The sequence below is a fragment of the Undibacterium sp. GW821-FHT07F11 genome, assembly GCF_059418665.1.
Genome location: NZ_JBWKQH010000005.1, coordinates 166,781 through 181,546 on the forward strand (window position 1 = coordinate 166,781; position 14,766 = coordinate 181,546).

Sequence of the window (14,766 nt, forward strand, 5' to 3'; positions counted from 1 at the left end):
TAAGCAATAAAAACATTGTCAGCAACTCTGATACAGAGCTTGCAATTAAATTTTTTAAGGAAAAATCATGAATAAGAACATATTTGCACCAATGGTCCTGATGACAGCAATGCTGCTTTCAGCTTGCAGCACAGCACCAAAAACTACCAGCCTGCTGGACCAGACCCGTATGGATTACCAGGCTGCACAAAATAATCCAAATGTGCAGACTCTGGCACCTTTGGAAATGCGCCAGGCTGACGTGGCAATGAACGATGCCAATAAGGCAGCCAAAGATAATGAGAGTTCAGAAAAAATTGACCGTCTGGCTTACATAGCCAAGCAAAAAATAGGCGTGGCACAAGAGTTGGCCAAGCAGAAACAGGCAGAAGCCAGTGTTGCCGATGCCGCAAAAGCGCGTGACCAGATTCGTTTGGAACAACGCACCAATGAAGCTGATAAAGCAAAAATGCAAGCCGACCAGGCCAAGGCGCAAGCTGACCAAGCCAGACTTGCAGCACAAATAGCGCAAGGTGAAGCCAGTGAAGCCCAGCGCAAGGCGCAGGAAGAACAGGCAAAGGCATTGGAGATGCAAAACCGCAATGCCGCATTGGAGTCACAACTGGCTGACTTGCAAGCCAAGACCACCGTACGCGGCATCATCATTACCCTGGGTGACGTCTTGTTTGGTGTGGATCAGGCCAAACTGAATCCTGATGGCATGCGTACCGTGCAGAAACTGGCAATTGTCTTGCAAAACAATATGCAAAGAACAGTACTGGTTGAGGGGCATACCGACAATACCGGTACACAAGCACATAACCAGGATTTGTCAGAGCGTCGCGCCAACGCCGTGCGCAGTGCCCTGGTCTTGATGGGGGTATCACGCGATCGTATTGAAACCAAGGGTTATGGCGAAGCATTTCCTGTTGTAGAAAACAATACAGCACAAAACCGTCAGTTTAACCGTCGTGTGGAAATCATTTTGTCTGATGTCAACGGCAAGATATTGCCACGCTAATTGCCAGAGATTGAAAAGAAAGGAACGATGATGAGTTACTTACTACATACAAAATGCACTAAATATATCTTGCCCCTGGTATCTGCTTCTCTGCTGGTACTGGCGGGTTGCAATAAAGCGCCAGATGGCACCGCATCAAATGCCTCCACTACTATTGGTGTGGCAATTGATGATTCTGTCATCACCACCAAAGTCAAAACTGCATTGATGTCTGACGATATCATCAAAGGCACGGACGTAAAAATTGAAACCCGCAAGGGCGAAGTTTTGTTGAGTGGCTTTGCCGACAATCAGGCACAAATTGACCATAGTGCCGCCGTAGCGATGGCTATAGAGGGCGTCAAGAAAGTCGATAATAAGCTCGTGCTGAAAGAAGGCAAACAGACAGTGGGTAACAAGATCGATGATAGTGTCATCACTGCCGGCATCAAAACAGCCATGCTGCAAGACACGCAAATGAAAAGCATGGATGTAGCTGTAGTCACCCGCAAAGGCGAAGTCCAACTGAGTGGTTTTGTCGATAGCGAGTCGCAGGCAACGCACGCAATTGAGGTTGCCAAGAGCGTTTCGGGTGTGCAGAGCGTTATCAATAATCTGAAAGTAAAAAACTGATCGGATCTTTACCAGATATTTGCAGTTCAACACTTCCCCTCATCTTTCAATGATGTGGGGAAGTTTTACCAATTAATGTGGGGTAATGTGATGATCAATGATAAAAACGAGAAGCTAGTGCCTGTTAAGCCTGAACCAGAAGAAAAGAAAAAAGTTATTAAAAAGAAAGAGGACGATCTGGACGAGGCTCTGGACGAAAGTTTTCCAGCCAGTGACCCGGTGGCTATCTCAATTACACCGCAGAAAGTGGCAGATATACCCGTGTCTGACAAGAAGAAATAATTGTTATTGCCGACGGCAGGCGAGCTGGAACATGCATATTTGTTGTATGGTGGTGAGCAGCGATATTAGTCCTGGTACTTATTGTTACGGTGACTCCAGTATGCACAATGAAACAAAAACATGTCCGTCCCTATCATGACCATATCAGAGCCAGTATTCAAGCCGCCTGGCCAGCCATTCCTTCAGCTTATTCATGTGCGGACGTTGTTGCCAGGTTTCCAACGTGATCTCTGTAGACAGGCGTAAATCTTCTTTAAACGCATTTTCCATCGCTACCGCAAACTCAGTGTCAATGACGACGACATTGACTTCTTTATTATGCAAAAAACTGCGGGTGTCGATATTGGTTGATCCTACAGTTGACCACACCTGGTCGATGACAGCGGTTTTTGCATGCAACACAGAAATATTCAATTGATAGACTTTGATTCCCCCAGCCAGCATCTCATCATAAAAAGATTGACCTGCATGAAACACCAGGCCGCTGTCCGTCACGCCAGGCATGATGATCTTCACGTCCACGCCACGTTTGGCCGCTGCAATCAGCGCTTTTAATATCTGTGCATCAGGTACAAAATAAGCGGACGTTATATGGATACTGTCCCTGGCCTCCTGTATCGCCAGTAAATACGCTTTATAAATGGCAGGGTTACTTTCTGGCTCACTGGCAAGCACACGAACCATTTTATTGCCCTGGTTTTTTAATGCCGGGAAATATAATTTATCAGCTGGCGGCTTGTCGCCAGCATTCAGCCAGGTTTCCAGGAATACCCATTGCAATGCGGCGACGGCTGGCCCGGTGATCTGTATATGCGTGTCACGCCAGCCAACCTTGTCAGGATTTTTTGATTTCGAGCGGAATAGCGAGCTATTCGCATAACTGGCGCTGATATTGACACCGCCTGTGAAGGCAATTTCACCGTCGACGATCAGGATTTTCCTGTGGTCACGCCGGTTTGGTGACCATGGACCCTGCAGTTTGGCAGGATTGACCGGATTGAACGCCAGCAAATGTATGCCAGCTGCCTTCATATTGTCGAAAAAGCTTTGAGGCGTGCCTATGGTGCCAACACTGTCGTAGATGATATTGACCTCTACCCCAGCCTGTTGTTTTTCTATAAGCAGTCTGGCAAATTCCAAACCCAGTTCATCTTGGTCAAAGATATAGGTTTCCAGGTGTATATGGTCTTTTGCCTGCCTGATGGCCGTCATCATTGCATTCATGGTTTGTGGGCCATCGAATAGCAAAGTGACCTGGTTACCGGCAATCAGCGGGCTACCGGTAACGGCTTCTTCCAGCGCTGCCAAGGCTTGCATATTGGCCAGGCCGACACTGGAATTTTTCCATCGCTGCCGCATCAGGGCCTGAGCTTTCGAGGTACTGAGCTCACCCTTGGCGTTACTGATGGTAGGTTTGGCTGATGCAGTTTTTTGTGGCTGGTCAAGGGCCGGCTCCAGGTAATTAATTTCTGGCAGTGAACTGCAGGCATTGAGCATGATGAGGATGGCTATGCCCACAGAACTCATCAATAAATGAGGTGGTAGTCTATGGTGAACAGCCATGTCTGGTCCTTTTTGTAGAGTCAGGTTGTAATAGCGACTTTCAATACGCCATCGCGCTGATTGGCAAACAAGTCATAGGCTTGTTCTATATCATCAAGTTTAAAGCGGTGCGTCACCATAGCATCAAGCTTTACTCGCCCCGATTTGACGACATTCATCAGGCGTCGCATACGCTCCTTGCCGCCCGGACATAAGGTCGTAATGATTTTGTGATCCCCCAGACCTGCAGCAAAGGCATCCAGAGGCAGGCTTAACTTGCCTGAATACACACCCAGGCTGGACAATCTTCCGCCCGGTTTTAAAGCACGTAAACAACTCTCGAAAGTCATTTGTGTACCCAGGGCTTCAATCGCCACATCCACACCACGACCATGAGTCAGGCGCATGATTTCTGTCAATGGGTCAGTTTTGGTATAGTCGATAGTGATATCTGCCCCCAGCGTCCTGGCCATGTCAAGACGACTGGTCACCCCATCCACTGCAATGATCAGGCTGGCTCCGCGCAATTTGGCACCGGCAGTCGCACACAGGCCTATGGGCCCCTGGGCAAAGATGACGACAGTGTCACCTATCTTGATATCACCACTTTCAGCACCACCAAACCCTGTGCTCATGATGTCAGGGCACATCAGCACCTGCTCATCTGTAAGCCCATCGGGTATTACTTCCAGATTACTCATGGCATACGGTACCAGCAGGTATTCTGCCTGGCAGCCATCGATAGTATTGCCAAAGCGCCAGCCGCCTGCGGGTTTTCCGCCACATTGCGAATGCTGTCCATCCAGACATGAATAGCATTGCCCACACGGTGATATGGCACCAACGACGACACGCTCACCCATCTCATATCCAGTCACGCCTGCACCCAATGCAGCGATCACACCTACCGGTTCATGCCCTATGGTCAAGCCAGGTTTAACGGGATATTCACCTTTCAGAATGTGGATGTCAGTGCCGCAGATAGTCGTCGTGGTGATCCTGATGAGTGCCTCACCCGGTCCGGGAACAGGGATGGGTTTTTCTTCTATCGCGATCTTGCCAGGGCGCAGATAAACTGCGGCTTTCATAGTGGGCATTGCTTTTCCTTATCAGAGCGCATTTCCTCATTCAGAGGCGAGATGAGTCCGTGTATCAACGTGGACGGATGCCCGATTTTCTATAAGCGTCAGCCATATCCTGTTGCATGGTCGCTTTGGCTTCACGCAGGCAAGCACTTTGCTGGCTGCGTTCTACCCGTTTGCATTCAATCACTGACAACTGATACACAGCTTCTGCTTCTTTTTTCAGGGTTTTGAAATAAGCCATGGGCGTCATTTCTTCCTGATACCAACGCTCAGGATCACCGCGTTGGGCGATCGCTGCTGGATCAACATCAGCAGCCAGTACCGGGCTCAGCATTGCGCCGCTGATCAACGCAAAAAGAATGCCGGTCATAAATTGTTGTTTTGTCGTTTTCATGATAACTCCTTGAAAGTGAGAATTGAGAAATTAAGAAACTACATGCATTACAAATGCATGGACATTACAAACGGCCCGTCAGCAATAATATAACGAGAATAACCACGATCAGGCCAGTAACGCCACTGGGACCATAACCCCAGGAACGGCTGTGCGGCCAGCTTGGAAATACACCAATCAAGGCCAGGATAAGTATGACGAGTAGTATGGTGATCATTTTGTAGCCTATAGAGTGGGTGAAATTGGGTTAAGGTTCAATTTTTTGTTGATTGGTTTTTGACTCAGCCCATATGTTGCATTCAGGATTTACTTATCCTGGAGTTGGGCTTTAAAATAATGGCAAGAATTGACAAAAGCGTCGCGTACCTTTTCGGTTGTGGCGATCATGTTTTCCCAATTACTTTCACTGGCAGATTTGATCTCGTCCAGCTTTTCACGTACTTGTTGCGCCTGTGCATGCAGTTTTTGCATTTCTTTCGCATATTGCTCATGTAGTACTTCTTTTGAGACAGCTATTCTTTCTTCCATCTCAGTCATGCTGAGATTTATTTCATTCAACTGCGCCTTGATACTCGCTATATAAGCTTCGCGTTTGGCCGTCATGATGTTTCTCCTTATTGGGGGTAATAATTTTCCGGCCTGACTCAGATATTGGCGTATTCCCCATGTTGATCTTTCCACGCTTCCAGCCTTTGCTGATCATCGGCTCTTGCTATCGGGCAAAAGCTGGCATTGGATTCCAGATCAGTTTCCAGCTGCTCAAATTTTTGACTGGAAATGCCCCAGCCCAGCAAAGAACCAACGACACCCCCAAGAACTATGCCCATAGCTGCCCCTGTCAGTGCAGCCATCATAGGCTCGGTAACCAGTAAATCGAAACCAGGAACAAAAAACGGAGAAATCATGACAGCAAGTGTTGCATTGATCATGCCCAGTACGCAGCCGACTGCCATACCTATACTTGCACCAGTGCTGATACTGGAACTGAATTGAAAATGCTCCATGGTTTGCCTTTTGAAGTCGCTATGTCGTGAATAAAGATGTACGGGCAGAGTGTGGGGGGACTGCGTTCCTGTGCGGTTCATGTTCAGTGATTGGGTGTCATTGATAGTAATCATGATGTCTGGTTCCCTGGTAAAAGCTGGCTCACACGGGGTGAGCCCTGTTCTTAAGGCTTGGTGATTTCTTTCACGGTTTTTTCTATGGCTTCACGGGCATCACCCATGGTCTGCTCCACCTTGCCGACGACCTGTTTTTGCAGGCCTTTGATTTCCTGATCCTTGCTGCCTATGATTTTCCCCGTGCTTTCTTGCACTTTACCGGCGATGTTTTTAGCGACGCCTTTGATTTGGTCTTTGTTCATGATTTTTCCTTTAGTGTTTAGTAGCAAGCACATTTGCTTGATTTAACTAGATATGAAGAGCAATCTGATTCAGATAAGAATCTGCCACACAACAAATTTATGCTCTTCCCTGCCTTGTCTCTGTGCGCTGGCACACTCTGCAAGAGAAATTTCAAAAAAACGCCTGCTTATGCTGTGTTAATGAAATATATATTGAGCAATGTTCGATACCGCACAGATGAGTAGTGGAGCTGACATCAGAATCGGGCATCGGACTTTTCCGACGCTGCAATTGTTGATGGCAGATGATTGATTTGCCTGATATTCACACCTAAGGGGAAAAATATGAATAGAAAATTAGCCATGATGCTGGTTTGTACAGCTACACTGAGCAGTGCAGTTTGGGCTGCTGCAGATGAAAAATCAGTTGCTTATACCGCTGCAAAAGAAGCTGCAAGCACTGAGTTCAAACTGGCTAAAAGTAAATGCGACGCGATTACAGGCAATCCAAAAGATGTATGCCTGGCCGAAGCTAAGGCTGCCCGTGTGCATACTGAAGCAAATGCCAAGGCAGAATACAAAAATACCGTGGCAGCACGCACCACTGCCAGAAAAGATATCGCCGATGCTGACTACGATGTAGAGAAAGCCAAATGTGGCAGCATGACTGGCAATGATAAGGATGTCTGTATCAAGCAGGCAAAATCTAATAAAGTCGCTGCCGTATCAAATGCCAAGGCAGATAAAAAAGTGGTCGATGCCCGCGTTGATGCGAATGACGATAAGGTCAATGCAGAATACAAAGTGGCGATAGAAAAATGCGATGCCTTGTCCGGTCAGAGTAAAGATAACTGTGTCTCCGCTGCAAAATCGAAATTCGGTAAATAAATTTACTTCAGCGCAAAGTCGTAGTCGATATATCTAAGTATCAGGTGGCTTTGTGTTTAGTTGATATACGTAATTCCAATTAATTCTTGAAAGAAAAAAATGAAAATCGCTCAACGCATGATGACTATGGTATTCGTCGGTTCCATGATGGTAATCACTGGCTGCGCCTCAACTTCGACCAAAGAAGGCACTGGTGAATACATTGATGACTCCGTCATCACGACTAAGGTCAAGGCAGAAATTTTTAATGAACCTACACTCAAATCAGCAGAAATCAATGTTGAAACTTTCAAAGGCACCGTGCAACTCAGTGGCTTTGTGAGTTCAAATGCCAATATTGAAAAAGCAGTTGCAGTTGCGCGCAGTGTCAAAGGTGTACGCTCTGTGAAAAATGATATGCGTGTTAAATAAGATTTACTTCGCATGAAGAAACGCTGTCAGATGACAGCGTTTTTTTTCGCCCAAAGAATGCTGGCCACTTAGCCTGGCCAGCATTCTTTCCACGCAGTCTCGCCTGCTCTGCTTGATAAATAAAACCTGTCCGGCTGATCATACAGATAGCTCAATATGCGGATGAGTAATCCGATTCTTGCTACTTGCCAGACACAGAAAGTACCAGCGAGCTTGCAGTTGCAACGTATCCCTATCTTCTGTAGCAGCGGCTTTAGCCACGAATGGCTGCGGAAACTGACACAACCGGTAAGGCAAAGCATTCGCGGCTAGAGCCACTCCTACGAAATTATCGAAGCTTGCCTGAGCGCTTTTTCGAATCCCGTGTTGATAATTCCAGCGCATCAACCCGCGCTTGGGCAGAGTTTCCTTGCAGGTACATGCACACTGCTATTTCTTTGCTTTGTAAAGCAAAGGCAATGCTCATTTTAAGAACTCGACTACAGATAAAAAAACGGGAGCCCAAGCTCCCGTTTTCCTCATGCAGCATTGATTATTTTACGCGTTTTTCAACTGTAAATTGTTCAATCTCTACACGGCGGTTAGGTTCCAGGCAAGCGATCAGGTCAGCGCGTTTTTTGTTGTTGCAAACAACAACTGGATTGCTTTCGCCTTTACCTACGGCATTCAGCCTCTGTCCATCGACACCCTTATCGTTCAGATAGGTTTTGACGGAATTGGCACGCCTCTCAGACAATTTCAGATTGTATTGATCTGAACCGATGCGATCTGCATAGCCAGTGATCACTACCTGATTGATTTGCGGATTGGCATTCAACGCTGCAGCGATGTCATCAAGTTTTGGTTGCGGGATGCTCAGCAATGAACTATTGAAAGCAAACAACTCGGTCGCCGACAGTGTTATTTTTTGATAGACCGGTGGCGGTGGTGCAACTGGCTCAGGTGGTGGCGGTGGTGCTTGCACGACTACCGGTTCTGGAGGTGGCGGAGGTGTGTAGCTGGCAGTTTTAACTGCTGCCTTCGGCTTGTCGAATGCATAGTTCAGACCAAATGACAGGTGGGAATTGCTGGCTTGGCTGAATCCAAAGTCATTGTTATGCAGATAGCCATGCACTTTACGCCATTCTACTTGCGCAGACCATTGATCACTCAGGGTAAACTGCGCGCCCAGGCCACCGCTGACTGCAGGGGCTGTGCTGTCGCCAGCTTTCAGACCGCCATTGCTTCTGTCACGGTTTGCTGCAATGCCTAATACCAGGTAGGGACGAAATGCTTCACGGGAAAACAGATACAGCACATCAACGCCAAGGGCATTTTGCTGATAGCGTTTGCCATTGTCTGTGGCGCGCGTGTAATTGGTATTGATTTGTGCATCCCAGTTTTGCGCCAGTGGCTTACCCAGACGCAGGCCGACGCCATAACCACGGTTGCCCGCGCCAAAGGTTTCATCTGTTTCTGCCGCATGGACGCTGCCACCAATGTACCAGGATGGATTGTAATCTTCTGCCATTGCGCTGCCTGCGCAGAACAGCAATGCCAGTGCAGAGGGAAGTGCTTTTAATTTGCTCATGGATATTCTTTCTAAGTATGTAAATGCAAGGAAAATGTTGTGCTAATCCGGAATGTCACGAAAACGTATTTTTCCCGTTTGGGGAATGAGTTTTACGTAATTTAATCCTGACCGACAGACTAAAGCCCCGACGATATTCCATCGGTGCGCTGCCGCACAATGTGGTTTTTTTGCATTAAGAAGGGACTTTTTGCGCTCAGCTTGCAGATACAATTGGAAAAAAGGATAGGGCGTCGAAGAAAGTTTTCTTCGCTCCGTATCGTGAATTTTTCATGTAGCAGCACCTATTTTCCGCACGGAAAATCTTCGATTGGCTACAGCGCAACTGGCCGTGGGTAGGGATAGGGTAGGAGAATGCAGGCTGTGGGAAATTGATAGCCGATGCTATTGCTGCCGACTATCATTTCATATGGCCGGTACAGATCAGTACGCAGACCGTGTTGCCAGTGACTAATATTTATTTTTGCTGCCTTACTGTCTTATTGTTTTACACCTTCATTTTTCATCGCTTCCAGTTTGTCGTAACCGATAGCCGCTGAAGCAGTTTTGATGGTCGCCATATCGACGTTGTCACCATGGGCTTCTACCAGGAAACGGCCGCCAACCAGCAGGCTGTATTCGCTGGACGGGCCATCTTTCTGGAATCTTTCATGAGTGGGACGGCCATTCACTTTGCCCATCTTTTCATAGCCAGTGTCCGTCTCTTTATCCTGCTCCATCATACCCCAGGCGAACATGGCGCCAAACATCTTGCTGCCACCGGTATCGGTGATTGTCATCCTGATCTGATGATTGTTTTCATCGCCATAGCGGGCTTCTGCCTTGGCAATCTTGAACTCACCCATGGCAGATTTTTCACCTTCGAGGCTATTGCGTTTCAAATTGCCTATGGCTTCAGGGAACAAGGCTTTTAACTTGTCTTTGTCCACAACTTCTGCCTGGCTGCCACCACCCAGCGCTACACCCAGTGCTTCGGTTGCTGCCTTCATTTCAGCCTGTGGGTCACCAGATTTTTTAGCTTCCTCCATCTTCTTATTGGCTTCTTCCATTTTCTGGCCCATCTTTTCCAGCTCGCCCAAGGCACCGCTGGTTGCGGGAGTGCTGCTTGAGGTATGCATGCTGCCCGCGCCGTACATCGCGCTGCCGCCAATAGCACCGATTACCATGCTAAACACCACCATCAGCACTATGGAGCAGATGACAGAGACTGCCGTATAGGCCGTAGCCTTTTCTTCGGGAGCTTTCATCAGTACCGGCAAGCCCAGGTACAGTATATAAATGCCATACAAGCCGGCAAGGAGGCTGAGCACGCTTAATGATGGCAGCAAGGATAAAATGCCTGCCAGCCATGATGGTGTAAAAGAATAGACGGCGAGCTTCAATGCCTGTGCCGGATTTTTTTCTGCGCCAAATTGTGGAGCCAAAGCATCGATAATCAATGAGATCAGGTAAACCCCGATAAAGGCAAAAACAAAGCTCAATACCATCGCTGTAATACCGGTAACGATAGGGAGCCGTATATTACCCAGCATAGGCACACCAAAACCAATAATGCTCATGCCAATAAAACTGGCTACTGCAGGGATGGCAGCGAGTGGTGCTACATAATTTTTAAACAGATCAGCCGTGCTGGTGGTTTCTGCGGCAATAACGGGCCATTCGCTTTTTGGCGTCAGTGTAATATTTTTCGCGCGTTCAACGAGATTCATGGGTTTTTCCTTTAATAAAGGGTAAGGTCGGTATCTGCGACCAAAAACAGGAAAACTGAAGAAAACAGGCTACTTAGCTTTTGACTAACTGACAAAGTTTATTACAGTTTTTTGCAAGTTGGACAAAATTAAGCGCTTTTCTGCAGTTTTCCACACATGAAATCTCATGTCTTGCTAGGTGTCATCATTTTCTATCATGGGCAGGAACTGTATCCCCGTTTTATTGACCAATTCCTTATAGCTTATGGGTTTGCTGGCATGTGCCTGGTCTGTGTTTTCTACCCAGTGCGCCCAGGCACGCCCACTGGCGGGGTCATATACCAGCTTGAACAGGTATTTGGGCACCCAAATCTTATTGTTTCCAATCGTCGCCGGGCGGGAGTCGTAAACCGGGCCGGTAATAACATAAACATCGCCCGATGCCCGCAACACATACTGGCGCGTGGCTTTTTCTATGGCGGCCCAGGTTTTGCGGTTATTGGCCGGTGCCTGCGGCACCATATTCGCCAGTGAAAAGCTTTGCGCCATCGCCGTACTGTCTGCCATATCGGCAGCCGGGGCCATATGGCCACGGTCATAACCAGAGCCCTTGTAGTCATCCAGCTCAGCCCTCTCCGTACGGGGCAACCTGGCATCAGCATAGAACTGATCACTGCGCTCATTTTCTCTCGCCTTGTAAATAATCTGGCGATTCAGCCGTTCAGCGACATAGATGGGCGTGTGGCTTTTACCCGAGTGCAGTACAGCAAATGCCGAGAAACAAAGGGCGCGCGGGCGCATGTCAGTGGATGTACGTATGGCCGGGATCTGTCCTTTGGCAAAGAACTGGCGACATCCGGCAAATTCCCCCGTGCTTTGCGTTGGAAAATTGAGAAAAGAGACATCAAAAAAAGAAAGATCAACAAAAGAGAGATTGATGACAGCAAAAACGAGCAGGGGACTGAGTTTGGTGAGTTTTTTTAGCATGAATATGAAAGCAGATACCGGGTAGAGGCAAGCCTGATGTGAGTCAAATCCATTTATTGAGCAGAATGCGAAAGGGCTGGATTCTATATGATTTTTCTCGGGGTATCTTGCTGGTAAGTAAATACCTGTATTGTCAGATGGAGATGGCCTGTAACAAATGGAGACTACTTTGACAATAAAATACTTGCCTATTTGACCTGATTGACAGACCATGCGGCAAATTAAAAAATGAATATTGCTCTAGATGTTTTCCACTGTAATCCTGACTGCCGCCAGAAATAAATTGCTCAAGTTGGAAACGCGCTGGGTATTGCCAGGCTTGTTTCTGCTTGAAGCCTTGCTGTATTGCCTCGATGAGTTCACGGGGCCGCATAGTTTTTATGCGCCGTTTTATATCTTCCCCGTTGCCTTTAGCGCGGCCTTGCTTTCCCGGCGCATGACATTTTTCTTTGTCATGCTCTCCAGCCTGGCCAGGGCGCAGGTATTCAGTCAATTTTTCCAGGCGGGTAGTCTGGTGCTGCTGGCATTTGATATTGCACAAAGCATGTTGTTGTATGGCGCAATTGCAGTATTGGTGATGATGGTCAAAAGCATGCATCAACGCTTGCTCAGATATGCCGAATATTTGCGTGCCAATATCAGGCAGATGCGCCAGCAAAGGCGCAACAGAGCCAGCATACGCAGGGCTTTGCCAGATGATGCCGATAGCATAGTGAAGCTGGCCGTGAATGGCGCGCAAAACGGTGATTTGTCGGAAGACATCTCAAATGCGGTTTTGCAGCGTACGTTGGCTACCGCTTTCAGACAGGGCATAGTCGAGGGCCAGACAGTCAGGCATACCTGGGCTGGCGGCCAGCAAAAAGTGCCGGTCGAATTCTGGGTTTCCATCATCAATGGCCGCATGGCCGGGTTTTTCATGCTGTATGGTGTCGATAACCAGCAAGGCTCAGAGCGTGAATTGCATGCCATGGTAGTGGCAGATGAATACCGTGGCCTGGGCATAGGTGCAGCCATGACCGATTTCTTTTGCATGCATTTTAAAAATCGCCGCCTGTTTGCCGCTTGCAAGACAGGTTCAAACATGATGAAAATGTTGAGCCGGCGGGGCTTCAGTTTGTTCTGCACGACGGAAAACGAGTATGTCATCATAGAACGGCATAACTGAAACTTGCCCAGGCTTCAATTCCTGTGCAGGGCATCCCACTGCAAGCCAAACTTGTTGAGATATTTCTTCAGCCTGTCTGCGTCATTGGGATTGGCTTTATTGCTGCGCGAAGCAGCAAACAATTTCCGGCCTGCTTCCGACATATTTTTAGAACGCAAGCAAACCGAGATGACAGCCTGCAATTGCACGGCATCAAATAAATCCAGTTGAGCTACTTGCTCTGTATCCAGATAGTCATCCAAATCCACCTCGTGCGTTTCCCTACCGTCCTCTTGTGCATGTGACCACAGGCGTTGCAGGCGCTTGATTTCTTCACTGGCATTCTGATCATTGATGCGTCCGGCATCGGCCAGTGTCGCCATACGTGTGACAGATGCTGATAAATCACGGAAATTACCTGCCCACACGGCTTGAGCGGAGGTCGCGAATTCCATATAACTGTCTTTCGCTTCTTTATTGAAACGCACCATCTGCCCGTTCTCGGCACTGTATTGCGATAGCAGATAATCGATATTCGGGGCAATGTCTTCAACCCGGCCACTCAGGCCAGGCAATTCATACGACCACAGATTGATACGGGCATACAAGTCTTCACGGAAACGGCCTGCTGCTACTTCCTTGCCCAGGTCACGGTTGGTGCCCGCAACCAGCTGGAAATCGCTTTGCACTTCATGATCGCCGCCAACCGGGAAAAAGCGTTTTTCTTCCACCGCCTTGAGTAGCATAGCTTGTTCGTCCAGGCCCAGTTCACCAATTTCATCGAGAAACAGCAATCCCTTGTGTGCTGTCCTCAGCAAACCAGGGCGGTCAGACATGGCACCAGTGAACGAACCTTTGATATGGCCAAACAGGGTGGAACCCGCGCCATCACCGCGCAGGGTGGCGCAGTTGACTTCGACAAACTTGCCTTCCAGTCTGTGCCTGGCTTTTTTCAGTTCAAAGATACGTCGCGCCAGGAAAGACTTGCCCGCACCAGTCGGGCCCATCAACAGAATCGCTGCCTTGGACTTGATGGCGACACGCTCTATCTCATCGATCATGGTATTAAAGCGCGCATTGCGGGTGGCAATGCCAGACTTCAAAAAAGCCACACCTTCTTCCTGCTCACGACTAAAGCGTTGGGCGATCTGATCATAGCGTGACAGATCCAGATCGATGATAGTCATCTCACCTGAATTTGCTTTGGTCTGACGGCGCGGCGGCGACGTTTGCAAGAGCTTGCCTGGCAGGTAATTGGCCTCTGTCATCAGGAATAGGCAAATCTGTGCCACGTGGGTGCCGGTGGTGATATGCACCCAGTATTCTTCTTTGTCGGTATCGAAGGGATAAGACTTGGCAAAGTCAAACAGGCAGCCGTACACATCTTCAAAATCCCAGGGATCTTTTATTTCCAGCTGATGTGAACGTAGCTTCGTTTCTGGTGAGGTATCGGCGATATCCTTTTCCAGTTGTGCGAGCAATGGCTCATGCTGGCCGCTGTAGAGCAAATCAATGCGATCAATGACGATATCTTCATGCTGGGTCAGCGCAACAGTGGGGCGCCATTTTTCCCAGCGACCACTGCCACGGCCACTATCGAGTTGCGTGCCTATAAAACCAATGACGACTTTTTTCTTCTTAATCATTTTTGATAAATATTTATCTGTTTGGATAATTATATAGGAAATTAGGTCTATGAGTTGATCTTGTGAGTTGTCATTGATTTCTTTATTTATCTATTTAAATCAATAACTTAAGAAGACGTGTGGCGCTATGGCGCAGACCTGGCACGCCCATTGCAATAGATGGAGCGTAGGGCAT

Annotated in this window: 17 protein-coding genes; 6 read left to right on the forward strand and 11 right to left on the reverse strand. The window is 48.0% G+C overall.

The window, feature by feature from the left end:
* The first annotated feature begins 67 nt into the window (after positions 1 to 67).
* The 3 genes from AC07OI_RS14100 (at position 68) to AC07OI_RS14110 (ending at position 1,894) form a co-directional block, all read left to right on the forward strand.
* Positions 68 to 1,000 (forward strand): OmpA family protein, encoded by a 933-nt coding sequence (locus AC07OI_RS14100; RefSeq protein WP_492703381.1) that lies wholly within the window; start codon positions 68 to 70, stop codon positions 998 to 1,000.
* Positions 1,001 to 1,027: 27 nt separating this feature from the next.
* On the forward strand, positions 1,028 to 1,612 hold the full coding sequence (locus AC07OI_RS14105) for a BON domain-containing protein (protein WP_495257683.1): 585 nt from the start codon (positions 1,028 to 1,030) through the stop codon (positions 1,610 to 1,612).
* 90 nt (positions 1,613 to 1,702) lie between these two features.
* Entirely contained in the window at positions 1,703 to 1,894 is a 192-nt protein-coding gene (locus tag AC07OI_RS14110) for a hypothetical protein (protein ID WP_492703383.1), read from the forward strand.
* 144 nt (positions 1,895 to 2,038) lie between these two features.
* Here the strand turns inward: AC07OI_RS14110 and cls are convergent, their stop codons facing one another.
* From cls to AC07OI_RS14145, 7 genes are all read right to left on the reverse strand, one after another.
* On the reverse strand, positions 2,039 to 3,457 hold the full coding sequence (gene cls / locus AC07OI_RS14115; protein ID WP_495257684.1) for a cardiolipin synthase: 1,419 nt from the start codon (positions 3,455 to 3,457) through the stop codon (positions 2,039 to 2,041).
* A 20-nt stretch (positions 3,458 to 3,477) separates the two neighbouring features.
* The gene (locus AC07OI_RS14120) at positions 3,478 to 4,533 is read right to left on the reverse strand and encodes an NAD(P)-dependent alcohol dehydrogenase (protein WP_495257685.1); all 1,056 of its coding nucleotides are present in this window, start codon (positions 4,531 to 4,533) and stop codon (positions 3,478 to 3,480) included.
* A gap of 55 nt (positions 4,534 to 4,588) precedes the next feature.
* Positions 4,589 to 4,915: a hypothetical protein gene (locus tag AC07OI_RS14125; protein WP_492703386.1), complete on the reverse strand. Its 327-nt coding sequence runs from the start codon at positions 4,913 to 4,915 to the stop codon at positions 4,589 to 4,591.
* A gap of 64 nt (positions 4,916 to 4,979) precedes the next feature.
* On the reverse strand, positions 4,980 to 5,132 hold the full coding sequence (locus AC07OI_RS14130) for a DUF3309 family protein (RefSeq protein ID WP_492703387.1): 153 nt from the start codon (positions 5,130 to 5,132) through the stop codon (positions 4,980 to 4,982).
* An 89-nt stretch (positions 5,133 to 5,221) separates the two neighbouring features.
* Complete coding sequence (locus tag AC07OI_RS14135) at positions 5,222 to 5,518, reverse strand: sll1863 family stress response protein (RefSeq protein WP_495257686.1); 297 nt, start codon at positions 5,516 to 5,518, stop codon at positions 5,222 to 5,224.
* 41 nt (positions 5,519 to 5,559) lie between these two features.
* Positions 5,560 to 6,033 carry a hypothetical protein gene (locus tag AC07OI_RS14140; RefSeq protein WP_495257687.1) on the reverse strand — a complete coding sequence of 158 codons (474 nt, stop codon included), beginning with the start codon at positions 6,031 to 6,033 and terminating at the stop codon, positions 5,560 to 5,562.
* 50 nt (positions 6,034 to 6,083) lie between these two features.
* A complete protein-coding gene (locus AC07OI_RS14145; RefSeq protein WP_492703390.1) occupies positions 6,084 to 6,278 on the reverse strand; it encodes a CsbD family protein in 195 nt (64 codons plus the stop codon).
* Positions 6,279 to 6,602: 324 nt separating this feature from the next.
* Between AC07OI_RS14145 and AC07OI_RS14150 the strand changes: the two genes are divergently transcribed.
* Positions 6,603 to 7,145, forward strand: a complete 543-nt coding sequence (locus AC07OI_RS14150) for a hypothetical protein (RefSeq protein ID WP_495257688.1) — start codon at positions 6,603 to 6,605, stop codon at positions 7,143 to 7,145.
* Positions 7,146 to 7,244: 99 nt separating this feature from the next.
* Positions 7,245 to 7,556 carry a BON domain-containing protein gene (locus AC07OI_RS14155; RefSeq protein WP_492703392.1) on the forward strand — a complete coding sequence of 104 codons (312 nt, stop codon included), beginning with the start codon at positions 7,245 to 7,247 and terminating at the stop codon, positions 7,554 to 7,556.
* 532 nt (positions 7,557 to 8,088) lie between these two features.
* On the opposite strand, the gene AC07OI_RS14160 is transcribed toward AC07OI_RS14155, so the two are convergent.
* From AC07OI_RS14160 to AC07OI_RS14170, 3 genes are all read right to left on the reverse strand, one after another.
* Positions 8,089 to 9,126 carry an OmpA family protein gene (locus tag AC07OI_RS14160; RefSeq protein WP_492703393.1) on the reverse strand — a complete coding sequence of 346 codons (1,038 nt, stop codon included), beginning with the start codon at positions 9,124 to 9,126 and terminating at the stop codon, positions 8,089 to 8,091.
* Between the two features lie 479 nt (positions 9,127 to 9,605).
* Entirely contained in the window at positions 9,606 to 10,835 is a 1,230-nt protein-coding gene (locus tag AC07OI_RS14165) for a Yip1 family protein (protein ID WP_495257689.1), read from the reverse strand.
* A gap of 174 nt (positions 10,836 to 11,009) precedes the next feature.
* Complete coding sequence (locus AC07OI_RS14170) at positions 11,010 to 11,801, reverse strand: DNA/RNA non-specific endonuclease (RefSeq protein ID WP_495257690.1); 792 nt, start codon at positions 11,799 to 11,801, stop codon at positions 11,010 to 11,012.
* 244 nt (positions 11,802 to 12,045) lie between these two features.
* Between AC07OI_RS14170 and AC07OI_RS14175 the strand changes: the two genes are divergently transcribed.
* Positions 12,046 to 12,966 carry a GNAT family N-acetyltransferase gene (locus tag AC07OI_RS14175; RefSeq protein ID WP_495257691.1) on the forward strand — a complete coding sequence of 307 codons (921 nt, stop codon included), beginning with the start codon at positions 12,046 to 12,048 and terminating at the stop codon, positions 12,964 to 12,966.
* A gap of 14 nt (positions 12,967 to 12,980) precedes the next feature.
* Here AC07OI_RS14175 and rtcR read toward each other — a convergent pair whose 3' ends face one another.
* On the reverse strand, positions 12,981 to 14,588 hold the full coding sequence (gene rtcR / locus AC07OI_RS14180; RefSeq protein ID WP_495257854.1) for an RNA repair transcriptional activator RtcR: 1,608 nt from the start codon (positions 14,586 to 14,588) through the stop codon (positions 12,981 to 12,983).
* Between the last annotated feature and the right edge of the window lie 178 nt (positions 14,589 to 14,766).

What these genes read in the sequence shown, in the direction of transcription:
- AC07OI_RS14160 (WP_492703393.1), bottom strand. Translation starts at nt 9,126, where the DNA reads ATGAGCAAATTAAAAGCACTTCCCTCTGCACTGGCATTGCTGTTCTGC.
- AC07OI_RS14110 (WP_492703383.1), top strand. Translation starts at nt 1,703, where the DNA reads ATGATCAATGATAAAAACGAGAAGCTAGTGCCTGTTAAGCCTGAACCA.
- AC07OI_RS14170 (WP_495257690.1), bottom strand. Translation starts at nt 11,801, where the DNA reads ATGCTAAAAAAACTCACCAAACTCAGTCCCCTGCTCGTTTTTGCTGTC.
- AC07OI_RS14165 (WP_495257689.1), bottom strand. Translation starts at nt 10,835, where the DNA reads ATGAATCTCGTTGAACGCGCGAAAAATATTACACTGACGCCAAAAAGC.
- AC07OI_RS14145 (WP_492703390.1), bottom strand. Translation starts at nt 6,278, where the DNA reads ATGAACAAAGACCAAATCAAAGGCGTCGCTAAAAACATCGCCGGTAAA.
- cls (WP_495257684.1), bottom strand. Translation starts at nt 3,457, where the DNA reads ATGGCTGTTCACCATAGACTACCACCTCATTTATTGATGAGTTCTGTG.
- AC07OI_RS14125 (WP_492703386.1), bottom strand. Translation starts at nt 4,915, where the DNA reads ATGAAAACGACAAAACAACAATTTATGACCGGCATTCTTTTTGCGTTG.
- AC07OI_RS14155 (WP_492703392.1), top strand. Translation starts at nt 7,245, where the DNA reads ATGAAAATCGCTCAACGCATGATGACTATGGTATTCGTCGGTTCCATG.
- AC07OI_RS14105 (WP_495257683.1), top strand. Translation starts at nt 1,028, where the DNA reads ATGATGAGTTACTTACTACATACAAAATGCACTAAATATATCTTGCCC.
- AC07OI_RS14100 (WP_492703381.1), top strand. Translation starts at nt 68, where the DNA reads ATGAATAAGAACATATTTGCACCAATGGTCCTGATGACAGCAATGCTG.
- AC07OI_RS14175 (WP_495257691.1), top strand. Translation starts at nt 12,046, where the DNA reads ATGTTTTCCACTGTAATCCTGACTGCCGCCAGAAATAAATTGCTCAAG.
- AC07OI_RS14120 (WP_495257685.1), bottom strand. Translation starts at nt 4,533, where the DNA reads ATGCCCACTATGAAAGCCGCAGTTTATCTGCGCCCTGGCAAGATCGCG.
- AC07OI_RS14150 (WP_495257688.1), top strand. Translation starts at nt 6,603, where the DNA reads ATGAATAGAAAATTAGCCATGATGCTGGTTTGTACAGCTACACTGAGC.
- AC07OI_RS14135 (WP_495257686.1), bottom strand. Translation starts at nt 5,518, where the DNA reads ATGACGGCCAAACGCGAAGCTTATATAGCGAGTATCAAGGCGCAGTTG.
- AC07OI_RS14130 (WP_492703387.1), bottom strand. Translation starts at nt 5,132, where the DNA reads ATGATCACCATACTACTCGTCATACTTATCCTGGCCTTGATTGGTGTA.
- AC07OI_RS14140 (WP_495257687.1), bottom strand. Translation starts at nt 6,033, where the DNA reads ATGATTACTATCAATGACACCCAATCACTGAACATGAACCGCACAGGA.